Source organism: Pantoea sp. M_10 (assembly GCF_008631515.1).
In the GTDB taxonomy this organism is placed as follows: Bacteria; Pseudomonadota; Gammaproteobacteria; order Enterobacterales; family Enterobacteriaceae; genus Pantoea; species Pantoea anthophila.
On record NZ_VWUL01000001.1, the window covers coordinates 1,128,125 to 1,143,267 of the forward strand.

Annotated in this window: 11 protein-coding genes and 7 tRNA genes; 14 read left to right on the plus strand and 4 right to left on the minus strand. The window is 54.9% G+C overall.

Features of this window, described 5'->3' with window-relative positions; all coding sequences use genetic code 11:
• Positions 1-39 precede the first annotated feature (39 nt).
• Positions 40-483, plus strand: a complete 444-nt coding sequence (gene fur, locus F3I47_RS05400; protein ID WP_009091454.1) for a ferric iron uptake transcriptional regulator — start codon at positions 40-42, stop codon at positions 481-483.
• Positions 484-551: 68 nt separating this feature from the next.
• On the opposite strand, the gene F3I47_RS05405 is transcribed toward fur, so the two are convergent.
• From F3I47_RS05405 to nagE, 3 genes are all read right to left on the minus strand, one after another.
• Complete coding sequence (locus F3I47_RS05405) at positions 552-947, minus strand: hypothetical protein (protein WP_009091456.1); 396 nt, start codon at positions 945-947, stop codon at positions 552-554.
• Between the two features lie 234 nt (positions 948-1,181).
• Positions 1,182-2,849 carry a glutamine--tRNA ligase gene (gene glnS, locus F3I47_RS05410; protein WP_009091458.1) on the minus strand — a complete coding sequence of 556 codons (1,668 nt, stop codon included), beginning with the start codon at positions 2,847-2,849 and terminating at the stop codon, positions 1,182-1,184.
• 152 nt (positions 2,850-3,001) lie between these two features.
• A complete protein-coding gene (nagE, locus tag F3I47_RS05415) occupies positions 3,002-5,032 on the minus strand; it encodes an N-acetylglucosamine-specific PTS transporter subunit IIBC (RefSeq protein WP_150029411.1) in 2,031 nt (676 codons plus the stop codon).
• A gap of 326 nt (positions 5,033-5,358) precedes the next feature.
• Between nagE and nagB the strand changes: the two genes are divergently transcribed.
• The 12 genes from nagB (at position 5,359) to F3I47_RS05475 (ending at position 12,245) form a co-directional block, all read left to right on the plus strand.
• Entirely contained in the window at positions 5,359-6,159 is an 801-nt protein-coding gene (gene nagB / locus F3I47_RS05420) for a glucosamine-6-phosphate deaminase (RefSeq protein WP_009091462.1), read from the plus strand.
• 62 nt (positions 6,160-6,221) lie between these two features.
• Positions 6,222-7,370, plus strand: a complete 1,149-nt coding sequence (gene nagA / locus F3I47_RS05425; protein ID WP_150029410.1) for an N-acetylglucosamine-6-phosphate deacetylase — start codon at positions 6,222-6,224, stop codon at positions 7,368-7,370.
• A gap of 7 nt (positions 7,371-7,377) precedes the next feature.
• Positions 7,378-8,598 carry an N-acetylglucosamine repressor gene (locus F3I47_RS05430; RefSeq protein WP_046101417.1) on the plus strand — a complete coding sequence of 407 codons (1,221 nt, stop codon included), beginning with the start codon at positions 7,378-7,380 and terminating at the stop codon, positions 8,596-8,598.
• Positions 8,599-8,637: 39 nt separating this feature from the next.
• Positions 8,638-9,390 (plus strand): HAD-IIA family hydrolase, encoded by a 753-nt coding sequence (locus F3I47_RS05435; protein ID WP_009091467.1) that lies wholly within the window; start codon positions 8,638-8,640, stop codon positions 9,388-9,390.
• Positions 9,391-9,698: 308 nt separating this feature from the next.
• Positions 9,699-11,366, plus strand: a complete 1,668-nt coding sequence (gene asnB / locus F3I47_RS05440) for an asparagine synthase B (protein WP_150029409.1) — start codon at positions 9,699-9,701, stop codon at positions 11,364-11,366.
• Positions 11,367-11,584: 218 nt separating this feature from the next.
• Positions 11,585-11,661: transfer RNA gene (locus F3I47_RS05445), tRNA-Met, on the plus strand.
• Between the two features lie 9 nt (positions 11,662-11,670).
• Positions 11,671-11,755 (plus strand) — tRNA-Leu (locus F3I47_RS05450).
• Between the two features lie 22 nt (positions 11,756-11,777).
• A tRNA-Gln gene (locus tag F3I47_RS05455) sits at positions 11,778-11,852 on the plus strand.
• Between the two features lie 34 nt (positions 11,853-11,886).
• Positions 11,887-11,961: transfer RNA gene (locus F3I47_RS05460), tRNA-Gln, on the plus strand.
• Positions 11,962-11,983: 22 nt separating this feature from the next.
• Positions 11,984-12,060: transfer RNA gene (locus tag F3I47_RS05465), tRNA-Met, on the plus strand.
• A gap of 6 nt (positions 12,061-12,066) precedes the next feature.
• Positions 12,067-12,141, plus strand: a tRNA-Gln gene (locus F3I47_RS05470).
• A 29-nt stretch (positions 12,142-12,170) separates the two neighbouring features.
• A tRNA-Gln gene (locus tag F3I47_RS05475) sits at positions 12,171-12,245 on the plus strand.
• Positions 12,246-12,342: 97 nt separating this feature from the next.
• Here the strand turns inward: F3I47_RS05475 and ubiF are convergent.
• Positions 12,343-13,515, minus strand: coding sequence for a 3-demethoxyubiquinol 3-hydroxylase (ubiF, locus tag F3I47_RS05480; RefSeq protein ID WP_046101415.1), 1,173 nt, complete (start codon positions 13,513-13,515; stop codon positions 12,343-12,345).
• A 172-nt stretch (positions 13,516-13,687) separates the two neighbouring features.
• Here ubiF and miaB point away from each other — a divergent pair, with 172 nt between their 5' ends.
• The gene (miaB, locus tag F3I47_RS05485) at positions 13,688-15,112 is read left to right on the plus strand and encodes a tRNA (N6-isopentenyl adenosine(37)-C2)-methylthiotransferase MiaB (RefSeq protein ID WP_150029408.1); all 1,425 of its coding nucleotides are present in this window, start codon (positions 13,688-13,690) and stop codon (positions 15,110-15,112) included.
• Positions 15,113-15,143: the final 31 nt, after the last annotated feature.

A 15,143-nucleotide genomic window follows, 5' to 3' on the forward strand; every position in this document is an offset into this window, starting at 1 on the left:
AGCCACAAAAGTGAATATTAGTAACAGGACAAAATCCGCATGACTGACAACAACACCGCATTAAAGAAGGCTGGCCTGAAAGTGACACTGCCCAGACTGAAAATTCTGGAAGTGCTTCAGGAACCTGAGTGCCATCACGTCAGCGCGGAAGATTTGTATAAACGCCTGATCGACATCGGCGAAGAGATTGGCCTGGCCACCGTTTACCGCGTGCTGAACCAGTTCGACGACGCCGGTATTGTGACCCGTCACAACTTTGAAGGCGGCAAATCCGTTTTCGAACTGACGCAGCAGCATCACCACGATCACCTGATCTGCCTGGACTGTGGCAAGGTTATTGAGTTCAGCGATGAATCCATCGAAACGCGTCAGCGTGAAATCGCGACCCGCCACGGCATCAAGCTGACCAACCACAGCCTCTATCTGTACGGACACTGTACGCTGGGCGACTGCCGTGAAGATGAGACCCTGCACGACCAGTAATCTGGCGGGCGGAAATAAAAAAACCGGTTACGTGACCGGTTTTTTTTCGTCTGTGCTCTGCTGAACCCTCAGGCCACCAGCGTCTCCTGCAGATAACGCCAGCGTGGATTCGAGCTGCTGCAATCCAGAATCGCCAGCGAAATACGGCTCTGGTTATTGCCATTCAGCATCTGCATCTCACGATACTGCACGGTGATCTCATTTTCGTGATGAGAGAGTATGACGTGCTCACAGGTCGCAATTCGCATCCCTTCCCGCTGCCCCTGCAGCTGTCGGAACAGCTCTTCGACCGCATTAAGATCGTACTCTTTGCCTTTTGGCGTCACCATGCGGAAGTCAGGATGGAAAAAGGACATCATCAGCTCAAAGCTGTCATCCGATCCGGCAGGCTGATTAAAAATACGTTCAATGAGCTGATGTAAAACGACGACACTGTGTTTGGCTTCCTGAGCGAGGACTGGCATTTTTTTTCCTTATATAACCCGCTTTGCTACCTCTTAGAGCGCATAGCCTACCTGAAAGCGGACAATTCACATCCTGAAATTGATTAATTTTTTTAAACTCAGATTTCTCTCACAAGGCAGTCTGAGCAGGATTTGCGTTAAGCCAGAATAAACGTCGGCAATTCTCAATACAGGGGCAATAAAAAAGGGCGATTAATCGCCCTTTTGTCATTTTATGAGGTCAGCCCTAAACGATTATTCGCCCGTTTTAGCCCAGGTATCGCGAAGCCCCACGGTGCGGTTAAACACCAGCTGCGTCGGTTTAGAGTAAACGCTGTCGGCGCAGAAATAGCCCTCACGCTCAAACTGGAACGGGGTGGCCGCTTCCACATCGCGCAGGCTCGGTTCGACAAAGCCATTTTTGATGCTCAGTGAATCAGGGTTGATCACCGCCAGGAAATCTTCAGCCGCCGCCGGATTCGGCACGCTGAACAGTCGGTCATAGAGGCGGAACTCGGCAGGCTGCGCATGATCCGCAGACACCCAGTGAATCACCCCCTTCACCTTGCGGCCATCGGCCGGATCTTTGCTCAGGGTATCCACATCGCTGGTGCAGTAGATGCAGGTAATGTTGCCCGCTTCATCTTTGGCTACCCGCTCTGCACGGATCACATAGGCATTGCGCAGACGGACTTCTTTGCCCAGAACCAGACGTTTATATTGTTTGTTCGCCTCTTCGCGGAAATCTGCACGGTCAATCCAGATCTCCCGGCTGAACGGCACTTCACGCGTACCCATTTCCGGTTTACCCGGATGGTTAGGCATGGTGATGACCTCGTTGTGACCGGCGGGCAGGTTTTCGATCACCACTTTCAGGGGATCGAGTACTGCCATTGCGCGTGGCGCATTTTCGTTCAGATCATCACGGATGCAGGATTCCAGTGACGCCATCTCGACGATGTTATCCTGCTTGGTCACGCCAATACGACGGCAGAACTCACGGATAGAAGCCGCGGTGTAACCACGACGGCGCAGACCTGAAACGGTCAGCATCCGTGGATCGTCCCACCCTTCTACGTGCTTCTCGGTCACCAGCTGAGTGAGTTTGCGTTTTGACATCACCGCATACTCCAGATTCAGGCGCGAGAACTCATACTGGCGCGGATGAACCGGAATCGTGATGTTGTCCAGCACCCAGTCATAAAGACGGCGGTTGTCCTGGAACTCCAGCGTACAGAGCGAGTGTGTAATGCCTTCCAGCGCATCGGAAATGCAGTGGGTAAAGTCATACATCGGGTAGATGCACCACTTGTTGCCGGTCTGGTGATGTTCCGCAAACTTGATGCGGTAAAGCACCGGATCGCGCATAACGATGAAGTTCGAAGCCATATCGATTTTGGCGCGCAGACAGGCCGTGCCTTCCGCAAAACCCCCGTTTCGCATTTTTTCAAATAGCGCCAGGTTCTCTTCCACGCTGCGATCGCGATACGGGCTGTTTTTGCCCGGCTCTTTCAGGGTGCCACGATATTCGCGAATCTGATCCGGGCTCAGCTCATCAACGTAAGCCAGCCCTTTGGTAATCAGCTCAACGGCATAGTTGTAGAGCTGATCGAAATAGTCTGATGAGTAGCAGACTTCACCGCTCCACTCAAAACCCAGCCACTGGACGTCACGCTTGATGGATTCAACGAATTCCATATCCTCTTTAACCGGATTGGTATCATCGAAACGCAGGTTGCATTGCCCCTGATAATCCTGGGCGATGCCAAAATTCAGACAGATCGATTTCGCATGACCAATGTGCAGATAGCCATTGGGCTCCGGCGGAAAACGGGTATGCACGCTGCTGTGCTTACCGCTCGCCAAATCTTCGTCAATGATCTGACGAATAAAGTTAGTTGGGCGGGCTTCAGCCTCACTCATCTCAAAAATCCTCAATACGAATAACGGGTGATTTGTACCACGAAGTAACGGAGTATGATCCACAAAGCGTCTGAGGGAAACAACCGTTTGTTAAGCCTTTAAAACAAAAAAGGCAGGAATCGCTTCCTGCCTGTGGGGTTCTGTTGCGGGGATTAGCCTTTCACTTCATACAGCGGGGTTTCACCTGCGACGACCGGACCGTGGGCCAGGAGTGTCAGACCCGCGAAATCTTCGCTATTGCTGACCACCACCGGACTCACCATCGAGCGGGCATTTGCGTTCAGGAATTCAAGATCCATCTCCAGCACCGGCTGACCGGCTACCACGCTGGCTCCCTCTTCCGCCAGCCGGGTAAAGCCTTTTCCGTCCAGCGCGACGGTATCGAGTCCCATGTGAACCACGATCTCGACACCGTTGTCGGTTTCCAGACAGAACGCATGATTGGTATTGAAGATTTTCACCAGCGTACCGGCAATCGGTGCCACAACCCATTTGTCGCTGGGTTTGATGGCCAGCCCGTCGCCTACCGCTTTGCTGGCAAAGGCTTCATCCGGAACCGCATCCAGTGCCACGACCTCTCCCGTTACCGGTGCCAGCAGCGTCGCAATAACGCGCTTCTCGCTGTTCAGCACGGCCTGCGGTTTAACCTCCGGCTCTGCCGCTGGCGTTGTGCCGGATGCAGCTGCCGCGACCGGGCCTTTGGCCAGCACTTTTTTCATGGCGGAGGCGATGCCTTCGGCCTGGGTGCCGACAATGATCTGCACGCTCTGTTTATTCAGACGGATAACGCCGGACGCGCCCAGACGCTTCGCCACGCTCTCGTTAACCTGAGCGGAATCATTCACGTTCAGACGCAGACGGGTGATGCAGGCGTCAATGCTGGTCAGGTTAGCGGAGCCACCGACCGCACCGATGTAGCGACGTGCCAGGGATTCCGTGGCGCTTTCGCCGTTATCGCTGTTGTCCACGTTGACGTCATAACCATCGCTTTCATCACCGGCCACCGCCAGCTCGCGGCCGGGGGTCATCAGATTGAATTTTTTGATGGTGAAGCGGAAGACCACGTAATAGATAGCAAAGAACACCAGCCCCTGCGGGATCAGCATGTACCAGTGGGTCGCCAGCGGGTTACGGGTCGACAGCACCATATCCACCAGCCCGGCGCTGAAACCAAATCCGGCGATCCAGTGCATGCTGGCGGCGATGAAGACAGAAATACCGGTCAGTACGGCGTGGATCAGATAGAGCACCGGTGCCACGAACATGAAGGAGAACTCCAGCGGTTCGGTGATACCGGTAAAGAAGGCGGCAAACGCAGCGGCCAGCATGATACTGCCCACTTTGACGCGATTTTCAGGACGCGCGCAGTGATAGATAGCCAGCGCAGCGCCTGGCAGACCAAACATCATGATCGGGAAGAAGCCCGCCTGATAGCGACCAGTGATGCCCACGGTGGCCGACCCATCCGCCAGTGACTGCGCACCGCCGAGGAATTTAGGAATGTCATTAATCCCGGCCACATCGAACCAGAACACGGAGTTCAGCGCGTGATGCAGACCGACCGGAATCAGCAGACGGTTAAAGAAGGCGTAAATACCGGCCCCGACCGAGCCAAGCTTCTGGATATGCTCGCCAAAGCCTACCAGACCATTGAAGATAACCGGCCAGATATACATCAGGATAAAGGCGACGAAGATCATCAGGAACGAAACAAGAATCGGCACCAGCCGGCGTCCGCTGAAGAAAGAGAGCGCCTTAGGCAGTTCGACGTGGCTGAAGCGGTTATAGACTTCTGCCGAGAGAATCCCGACCAGAATACCGACAAACTGATTATTAATTTTGCCAAAGGCAGCAGGCACCTGCTCAACCGGCATTTTCTGAATCATCGCCACCGCCGCTGGTGAGCAGAGCGTGGTGACCACCAGGAAACCGACAAAGCCGGTCAGGGCCGCCGCACCATCTTTATCTTTCGACATGCCGTAAGCGACACCGATCGCAAACAGCACGGACATATTTTCGATGATAGCGGCACCAGACTTGATCAATAAGGCTGCCAGCGCATTACCTGCCCCCCAGCTGTCCGGATCAATCCAGTACCCTACCCCCATAAGTATCGCTGCCGCTGGCAGGGTGGCAACCGGCACCATCAGTGCCCGCCCTACCTTCTGTAAATAACTTAACATGGACCTTCCCCCTATGAGCCTGACTTGTCGCTTTGCGCCGCTTAATGTTGTTATGTCAGCTGCAAAGATTGTGAATACACTGCATGTCACGCAGCGAAGTGTAATGACAAATTAATTCGCCTCGCAAATTAAAACCCCGACATATGTGACTTTTATCACTAAAAAACATCGGGTCACACTGCAACATCTGGCTATGAATGCAAACTTATTTTATGATCCGAAATATTGAATTGCGCTCCGGCCGTGGCGAGAATAGAAAATCTGTTCAGGCTGATGATTTACGCAACGGTTCAGCGATCCCCTTTCCATTTCAAATGAGGTGAAACATGAGACTGATTCCTTTAGCGACGCCAACCCAGGTCGGCAAATGGGCCGCCCGACATATCGTTAACCGCATCAACGCGTTTAACCCGACGGCGGAAAAACCTTTCGTCCTGGGTCTGCCTACCGGCGGCACGCCACTGGAGGCATACAAACACCTGATTGATATGCACAAAGCGGGCCAGGTCAGTTTTAAGCATGTTGTGACGTTCAATATGGATGAATATGTGGGCCTGCCAAAAGAGCATCCGGAGAGCTATCACAGCTTCATGTATCGTAATTTCTTCGATCACGTTGATATTCAACCGGAAAATATCAACCTGCTGAATGGTAATGCACCCGATATTGACGCAGAATGTCGTCAGTACGAAGAGAAAATTCGCGCGCTGGGTAAAATTCACCTGTTTATGGGGGGTGTCGGTAACGACGGCCATATCGCCTTTAACGAACCGGCTTCGTCGCTGGCTTCGCGAACCCGCATTAAAACCCTGACCCATGATACCCGCGTGGCGAACTCTCGCTTCTTCAACGGCGACGTTGACCAGGTGCCTAAATACGCGCTGACGGTCGGCGTCGGCACGCTGCTGGATGCAGAGGAAGTGATGATTCTGGTTACCGGCCATGTTAAAGCGCAGGCCCTGCAGGCGGCGGTTGAAGGCAACGTCAACCATATGTGGACCATCAGCTGCCTGCAGCTGCACGCAAAATCGGTGGTGGTGTGTGATGAGCCGGCCACCATGGAACTGAAAGTGAAAACCGTGAAATATTTCCGCGAAATGGAAGCGGAAAATATGAAAGGCGTGTAACAGAACATTGTCATGCCCTGCTGTTACGCTGCGTGACAGCAGGCCAGGACGGGAGAAGAGAGATGTACGCATTAGTCAACGGTCGCATCTACAGCGGTCATGAGATTCTGGATAACTACGCGGTCGTGGTTGACGGGACGCAGATTGCGCACGTCTGCCCGCGTGAAGCGGTTGCGGCGGATGTTGAATTGCGGGATGTGGCGGGTGCCATCATTGCGCCAGGCTTTATCGATCTCCAGCTTAACGGCTGTGGTGGCGTGCAGTTTAATGACGACATTGATGCGCTCAGCGTTGAAACGCTGGAGATCATGCAGCGCGCCAATGAGAAATCGGGCTGCACCAGCTTTTTACCGACGCTGATCACCAGCAGCGATGCCCTGATGAAGCGGGCCATCGAAACCATGCGCGCCTATCTGCAGAAGCATCAGCATCAGGCGCTGGGTCTGCATCTGGAAGGCCCGTGGCTCAGCAAGGCGAAGAAAGGCACCCACGATCCGGCGCTGATTCGCCTGCCGGATGCGGCGATGGTGCAGTATCTGTGTGACAACGCCGATGTCATCACCAAAGTGACGCTGGCGCCGGAGAATGCCGGTCGCGAGGTGATTCGGCAGCTGACTGACGCCGGGATCATTGTGTCTGCCGGTCACTCCAGTGCAACGTATGAAGAGGCGAAAGCGGGCTTCTCTGCTGGTGTGAGTTTTGCGACACACCTCTACAACGCGATGCCCGCCTTTGCCGGTCGTGAACCGGGGCTTATCGGTGCGCTGTTTGATTCGCCTGATGTATACTGCGGCATTATTGCGGATGGTTTACATGTACATTACGCTAACGTGCGCAATGCTAAACGCATAAAAGGCGACAAGCTGGTGCTGGTAACGGATGCCACCGCACCGGCGGGCGCGGCAATCAGTGAGTTTATTTTTGCTGGCAAAACAATCTATTATCGTGACGGGCTCTGTGTTGACGAAAACGGCACACTCAGTGGTTCAGCCCTGACGATGATTGAAGCGGTACAGAACAGCGTCAAGCATGTGGGTATCGCACTGGACGAAGCATTGCGCATGGCATCACTCTACCCGGCACGGGCGATGGGCGTGGAAAAACAGTTAGGCTCGATCGAAGCAGGAAAAATCGCGAACCTGACTGTGTTTACGCGCGACTTTAAAATCATTAAGACGTTTGTCAACGGAGACGACGTCCTGAGCGAGTAAGCACTGAATGACCACTGGCGGCCAGTCACAAATAGGAAATGTCGATCTTGTTAAGCAACTTAATAGCGCAGCGGTTTACCGGCTGATTGATCAACAGGGGCCGATATCGCGCATTCAGATTGCCGAACTCAGCCAGCTCGCCCCCGCCAGCGTCACGAAAATTACCCGCCAGTTGATTGAGCGCGGCCTGATCAAAGAGGTAGACCAGCAGGCGTCTACCGGTGGTCGCCGCGCTATCTCGATTATCACTGAAACCCGCCACTTCCAGACCATCGGCGTCCGACTCGGCCGTCACGATGCCACCCTTACGCTGTTTGACCTCAGCGGCAAATCGCTGGCGCAGGAGGATTATGCGCTGCCGGAACGCACCCAGGAGACGCTGGAGCATGCGCTGTTTAATGCCATCAGCGGCTTCATCGAGCAGCACCAGCGTAAAATCCGCGAGCTGATCGCTATTTCCGTGATTCTGCCCGGCCTGGTCGACCCGATTAACGGCGTGATTCGCTATATGCCGCACATCGCTGTCAGCCACTGGCCGCTGGTCGCCAGCCTGAAGAAACGCTTTAACGTCACCAGTTTTGTCGGTCACGATATCCGCAGTCTGGCGCTGGCCGAGCACTACTTCGGTGCAAGCCGCGACTGTGCTGACTCAATTCTGGTGCGGTTACACCGGGGGACCGGTGCCGGCATTATCGCCAACGGCCATATTTTTCTCGGCAGTAACGGTAACGTCGGCGAGATCGGCCACATTCAGGTCGATCCGTTAGGCGAACGCTGCCACTGCGGTAACTTTGGCTGCCTGGAAACCATTGCTGCCAATGGCGCCATTGAAAACCGTGTGCGTCACCTGCTGAATCAGGGCTACCCCAGTGTGCTGACGCTGGAGGCGTGCCAGATGCCCCACATCTGTAAAGCGGCGAATCAGGGTGATGCCCTGGCCTGTGAAGTGATCGAGCACGTGGGGCGCTATCTCGGCAAGGCGATTGCCATCGCCATCAACCTGTTTAATCCACAAAAAGTGGTGCTGGCGGGAGAGATTACCGAAGCAGAAAAAGTGCTGCTGCCCGCGATTGAGGGCTGCATTAATACCCAGGCGTTAGAGGCCTTCCGTAAGCATCTGCCGGTTGTTCGTTCGACACTGGATCATCGTTCTGCGATTGGTGCCTTTGCGCTGGCTAAACGTGCCATGCTTAACGGCATTCTGCTGCAACACCTTCTGGAAGATTAAGCTCACCCGCTGCTGTGGCGGGCCACACCGGATCTGACTATGACCATAAAAAGCGTAATTTGTGATATCGATGGCGTGCTGATGCACGACAACACGGCCGTTCCCGGCGCACAGGAATTTCTGCAGCGCATTCTGGCCAAAGAGATGCCGCTGGTGGTGCTGACCAACTACCCTTCGCAGACTGAGCAGGATCTGGCTAACCGTTTTGCCTCAGCAGGCGTTGAGGTGCCCGATTCCGTCTTCTACACCTCGGCAATGGCCACCGCGGACTTCCTGCGCCGTCAGGAGGGCAAAAAGGCGTATGTGATTGGTGAGGGGGCGCTGATTCATGAACTCTACAAAGCGGGCTTTACCATTACCGATGTGAATCCCGACTTTGTGATTGTCGGAGAGACACGCTCCTTTAACTGGGACATGATGCATAAAGCGGCTTTCTTTGTTGCCAACGGCGCTCGCTTTATTGCCACCAATCCCGACACCCATGCGCGTGGGTTTATTCCCGCCTGTGGCGCACTCTGTGCGGGGATTGAGAAGATATCCGGCCGCAGCCCCTTTGTTGTGGGCAAACCAAGCCCTTACATCATGCGTGCCGCGCTGAACAAAATGCAGGCTCACTCCGAAGAGACGGTCATCGTCGGCGATAACCTGCGCACCGATATTCTGGCCGGTTTCCAGGCGGGTCTGGAGACGGTGCTGGTGCTCTCTGGCGTCTCCACCCTGAGCGATATCGACGCGATGCCCTTCCGCCCGGACTGGATCTATCCCTCTGTTGCCGATATTGACCTGTTCTGATTCAGTTTGCTTATGACGCATCGGGCTGAATTGTGATGCGTCTCCCCCTTTTCTCCGCTTTTACCCCCTGTTTGCCGCCTGATTTTTGCTCAAAATATGCATTTCATTGCGGATCCAACAACAAATAAGCTCTTAAATTATCGTTTATTCAATTTTATCGTCATGTGATCAATATTTTTATCAGTAAATCACGATTCCTCTTGCATTGACGGCATCAAATAGCGCATTTTCTTATCTATCACGCAGCGTCAGGCTGCCGGACAAACCTAAAAGATAACATCGCCGTAAGGTGAGCTCAGGAGTCAGTTATGTGTTCAATTTTTGGTGTGCTGGATCTGAAAAGCGATCCTGTTGAGCTGCGCAAAAAGGCGCTGGAATGTTCACGCTTAATGCGTCATCGCGGCCCGGACTGGTCAGGCGTCTACGCTGATGACCATGCCATCCTGGCGCATGAACGTCTCTCAATTGTTGACGTTAACAACGGCGCACAGCCGCTGTACAACGCCGACCACACCCATGTCCTGGCAGTCAACGGCGAAATTTATAACCATCAGGCGCTGCGCGCGGAACTCAGCGATCGCTATGCGTTTCAGACCGGTTCTGACTGTGAAGTGATTCTGGCGCTCTATCAGGAGAAAGGGGCCGACTTCCTTGATGACCTGGAAGGCATGTTCGCCTTTATCCTCTACGACAGCGTCAAAAACACGTATCTGATTGGCCGTGACCATATCGGGATTATCCCGCTCTATATGGGTAACGATGAGCATGGCAACCTCTATGTCGCGTCAGAAATGAAAGCGCTGGTGCCGGTTTGCCGTTCGATTAAAGAGTTTCCGCCGGGAAGCTACCTCTCCAGCACCGATGGCGAAATCCGTCGTTACTGGCAGCGTGACTGGATGGAATATAAAAACGTTGAGCACAACACCACCGATGCGGCCGGCCTGAAGCATGCACTGGAAGAGTCTGTGAAAAGTCACCTGATGTCAGATGTGCCTTATGGTGTGCTGCTGTCGGGCGGTCTGGACTCCTCCATCATTTCCGCCGTGACCAAACGTTTTGCGGCAAAGCGTGTTGAAGACCAGGATAAAAGTGATGCGTGGTGGCCACAGCTTCACTCCTTTGCTGTCGGGCTGGAAGGCTCACCCGATCTGAAAGCGGCGAAAGCCGTGGCGGAACATCTGGGCACCGTGCACCATGAGATTCATTTCACCGTGCAGGAAGGTCTGGATGCGATTCGCGATGTGATTTATCACATTGAAACCTATGACGTCACCACCATCCGTGCCTCCACGCCGATGTATTTAATGTCGCGTAAAATCAAGGCAATGGGCATCAAGATGGTGCTGTCAGGCGAAGGCGCAGATGAAGTGTTCGGCGGCTACCTTTACTTCCATAAAGCCCCCAACGCTAAAGAGTTCCACGAAGAAAACGTGCGTAAACTGCAGGCGCTGCATATGTTCGACTGTGCCCGCGCCAACAAAGCGATGTCCGCCTGGGGCGTTGAGGCCCGCGTGCCGTTCCTGGATAAAAAATTCCTGGATGTGGCGATGCGTATCAACCCGGAAGATAAAATGTGTGGCAGCAACGGCAAAATGGAGAAGCACATTCTGCGTGAATGTTTCTCCTCCTACCTGCCGGAAAGCGTGGCGTGGCGTCAGAAAGAGCAGTTCTCAGATGGCGTCGGTTACAGCTGGATTGACTCGCTGAAAGAGGTGGCTGCGAAGCAAATCAGCGACCAGCAGCTGGCAACCGCTCACTTCCGCTTCCCGCACAACACGCCGGGGTCGAAGGAAGCCTATCTCTACCGTGAGATCTTTGAAGAGCTGTTCCCGCTGGCCAGCGCCGCGGAGTGTGTGCCAGGCGGTCCATCAGTAGCCTGTTCGTCAGCCAAAGCGATCGAGTGGGACGAGGCGTTTAAAAACATGAACGATCCATCAGGTCGTGCCGTTGGTGTGCATCAGTCAGCCTATCAATAAGCCGATTGAGCACGGTCAGAATGGGCCCGCTGCGGCCCATTTTTTTGACGATTAGCGTTGTATTCACTGAAAAATTGCCGAATAAACCGCCATGCTGGTTATAAGCCACGCAAACAGCCATAACCAGGCAAAAATCGGTAAAAAAATTGTTGACGCTGTCAGGTCAACTCCGCATAATGCGCCCCGCAACGCCGATGAAGGTAACGCGAAAAAAAGATGGCTACGTAGCTCAGCTGGTTAGAGCACAGCACTCATAATGCTGGGGTCACAGGTTCGATTCCCGTCGTAGCCACCATCTTTTTTTGCGGGAGTGGCGAAATTGGTAGACGCACCAGATTTAGGTTCTGGCGCCGCAAGGTGTGCGAGTTCAAGTCTCGCCTCCCGCACCATTTCATTATTCGGCAGCGTGGATGGGATATCGCCAAGCGGTAAGGCACCGGTTTTTGATACCGGCATTCCCTGGTTCGAATCCAGGTATCCCAGCCAATTTTGATGATTCTCGATGCTGAGAACGGACGAATGGGATATCGCCAAGCGGTAAGGCACCGGTTTTTGATACCGGCATTCCCTGGTTCGAATCCAGGTATCCCAGCCATCATTAAAATGCAGTACAATTTGGCTACGTAGCTCAGCTGGTTAGAGCACAGCACTCATAATGCTGGGGTCACAGGTTCGATTCCCGTCGTAGCCACCATATAATTGGGGTGTCGCCAAGCGGTAAGGCACTGGTTTCTGATACCAGCATTCCGGGGTTCGAATCCCTGCACCCCAGCCATACAAAGACAATTTGAAAAACACCATTATTGGGGTGTCGCCAAGCGGTAAGGCACTGGTTTCTGATACCAGCATTCCGGGGTTCGAATCCCTGCACCCCAGCCAAATTGCACAACAGGCCCGCTTTTGCGGGCTTTGTTGTTTTTGTCGTCTGCCTTTCTGACGGCTGACCCACCCTGCGGCGAGCCAGACCGCCTGTCTGTTACAATCCCAGCGCGTAGCGCAGCACCTGCCGCTTCAGTACCCCGGAATGTTCGGCGGCGATCAGGCCGAGATTTCGTGCAAACCGCAGCGGAGCCAGCTGATTGCTGAAGGCGAAGTAGAAGAGATCCATCCCCCCCTGCATCAGCATGTTGTCGCGGCGGCGCTTGCGGTGATAACGCTGCAGCACCCGCTCAGAGGCCCACTCTTCCGCCGCATCGCGCGCGCTGACCAGCACATCAATCAACGCATCAATATCGCGATAGCCCAGATTGACGCCCTGCCCGGCCAGCGGATTGATGGTGTGCGCCGCATCGCCAACCAGCGCCAGCCCCGGCAGCACATACTGCGAAGCGTGACGGCGCACCAGCGGGAAACTGCCCGCCGCGTGGGCTTTAAAACGTCCCAGCCGCGCCGGGAAGTGACTGGCAATCTCTTTTTCCAGCTGGGCCATCGGCATCGCCTGAAGCTGACGGACTCTTGCCGGTGCGTCATACCAGACCAGCGAGGCCCGGTTGTCATACAGCGGCAAAAAGGCGCGTGGCCCCTGAGGAGTGAAGTGCTGCCAGGTGGCATCGCCTGCCGGATGTTCACAGGTCACGCTGATCAGTAAACAGGACTGCGCATAGCTCCAGCCATGAATCCCGATGCCGGCCATCTGCCGCACCTGCGAATTGGCCCCATCGGCGCCGATTACCAGCCGGGTATGCAGCGTCACGCCATCGCTCAGGTCGACGCGCCAGCCGCCGTTTTCCGGCTGCAGATTTTCCAGCGTGGCCGGGCAGTAGCAGGTCACATCCCGCGACTGCATCTCTTCCCACAACGCGCGCTGAAGAACGCTGTTCTCGACCATGAAGCCCAGCTCCGGCAATCCCAGCGAGGCGGCATCGAAACTCACCTGCGCCGTCTGCCACTCCCAGGTTTCCAGCCTGCGATAAGGGGCGCTTCGCATCGCTTCCACCCGCGGCCAGACGCTAAGCTGCTTCAGTAACGCCACCGAGGAGGAACCGATCGCTGAAATGCGCAGATCGGGATCGCTGTCGGCATCAAAGGGGGCGGGCTCGGCGCGTTCAATGACCGCCACGCGGAAACGCTGCTGCGTCAGTCCACAGGCCAGCGCAGCACCCACCATGCCTCCCCCGACAATCACCACATCAAACTGATTATCCTGCATTGCTTCTATCCTTCTCTTATTGCCGTCCGCCTGCGCAACACGGGTCTGAATACAGCAAAGTGTACCGGAAAACCGGATAGCTGACAGAAAAGCCCGCAGGCTGGTCACAACCGCATCAAAGCATTACAATACGCGCCCCGCACTTCACTGCACTGAATCAATGGCTAGCGCGATGACAAAAAAACTGCATATCAAAACCTGGGGATGTCAGATGAATGAGTATGATTCATCGAAGATGTCTGATCTGCTGAACAGTACGCACGGCTATACGCTGACCGAGGTCGCTGAAGAAGCGGATGTTCTGCTGCTTAACACCTGCTCTATCCGCGAAAAAGCGCAGGAGAAGGTTTTCCACCAGCTGGGGCGCTGGAGAAAGCTGAAAGAGCGTAACCCGGATGTGATCATTGGCGTGGGCGGCTGTGTGGCGTCACAGGAAGGAGATCATATTCGTCAGCGAGCGCCCTGCGTGGACATCGTATTTGGCCCGCAGACCCTGCACCGCCTGCCGGAGATGATCAACACCGTGCGCGGCAGTAAAAGCCCGGTGGTAGACATCAGCTTCCCGGAAATCGAAAAGTTTGACCGCCTGCCGGAACCCCGCGCAGAAGGTCCGACAGCCTTTGTCTCCATCATGGAAGGCTGCAACAAATATTGTACGTTCTGCGTGGTGCCTTACACCCGTGGTGAGGAAGTGAGCCGTCCGTGTGACGACATTCTGCTGGAGATTGCTCAGCTGGCGGCGCAGGGCGTGCGCGAAGTGAACCTGCTGGGTCAGAACGTCAACGCCTGGCGCGGTGCTTCCTTTGATGGCGACACCTGTACCTTCGCTGAGCTGCTGCGCCTGGTCGCCGCCATCGACGGTATTGACCGCATCCGCTTCACCACCAGCCACCCGATTGAGTTCACGGATGACATCATCGATGTCTACCGTGATACGCCGGAGCTGGTGAGCTTCCTCCATCTGCCGGTGCAGAGCGGCGCAGACCGCATTCTCACGCTGATGAAACGCGCTCACACGGCACTGGAATATAAAGCGATTATCCGCAAGCTGCGCGCGGCTCGTCCCGATATTGAGATCAGCTCTGACTTCATCATCGGTTTCCCGGGTGAAACCCAGCAGGATTTCGAGCAGACCATGAAGCTCATCGCCGACGTGAATTTCGATGTCAGCTTCAGCTTTGTCTACTCAGCCCGTCCCGGCACACCCGCCGCTGACCTGCCGGATGATGTCAGCGAGGAGGAGAAGAAGCAGCGTCTGTGGATCCTGCAGGATCGCATCAACCAGCAGGCGCAGGCGATCAGTCGCCGCATGCTGGGCACCGTGCAGCGTATTCTGGTTGAAGGCATCTCCCGCAAGAACGTCATGGAAGTCTCTGGCCGCACCGAAAATAACCGCGTGGTCAACTTTGAAGGCTCACCTGAGATGATCGGCCGGTTTGTGGATGTTGAAATTGTCGATGTCTACACCAACTCCCTGCGCGGCAGGCTGGTGCGCACCGAAGATGAGATGGGCCTGCGCATGGCACAGAGCCCGGCGTCTGTGATTGCCCGCACCCGCAAAGAGAATGACATCGGCGTGGGTATCTTCCAGCCGTGATACCGGCTTTATTGTGCGGCAGCGCGCTTCG

What these genes read in the sequence shown, in the direction of transcription:
- F3I47_RS05430 (WP_046101417.1), top strand. Translation starts at nt 7,378, where the DNA reads ATGACCACTGGCGGCCAGTCACAAATAGGAAATGTCGATCTTGTTAAG.
- fur (WP_009091454.1), top strand. Translation starts at nt 40, where the DNA reads ATGACTGACAACAACACCGCATTAAAGAAGGCTGGCCTGAAAGTGACA.
- F3I47_RS05405 (WP_009091456.1), bottom strand. Translation starts at nt 947, where the DNA reads ATGCCAGTCCTCGCTCAGGAAGCCAAACACAGTGTCGTCGTTTTACAT.
- ubiF (WP_046101415.1), bottom strand. Translation starts at nt 13,515, where the DNA reads ATGCAGGATAATCAGTTTGATGTGGTGATTGTCGGGGGAGGCATGGTG.
- nagA (WP_150029410.1), top strand. Translation starts at nt 6,222, where the DNA reads ATGTACGCATTAGTCAACGGTCGCATCTACAGCGGTCATGAGATTCTG.
- nagE (WP_150029411.1), bottom strand. Translation starts at nt 5,032, where the DNA reads ATGTTAAGTTATTTACAGAAGGTAGGGCGGGCACTGATGGTGCCGGTT.
- F3I47_RS05435 (WP_009091467.1), top strand. Translation starts at nt 8,638, where the DNA reads ATGACCATAAAAAGCGTAATTTGTGATATCGATGGCGTGCTGATGCAC.
- asnB (WP_150029409.1), top strand. Translation starts at nt 9,699, where the DNA reads ATGTGTTCAATTTTTGGTGTGCTGGATCTGAAAAGCGATCCTGTTGAG.
- glnS (WP_009091458.1), bottom strand. Translation starts at nt 2,849, where the DNA reads ATGAGTGAGGCTGAAGCCCGCCCAACTAACTTTATTCGTCAGATCATT.
- miaB (WP_150029408.1), top strand. Translation starts at nt 13,688, where the DNA reads ATGACAAAAAAACTGCATATCAAAACCTGGGGATGTCAGATGAATGAG.
- nagB (WP_009091462.1), top strand. Translation starts at nt 5,359, where the DNA reads ATGAGACTGATTCCTTTAGCGACGCCAACCCAGGTCGGCAAATGGGCC.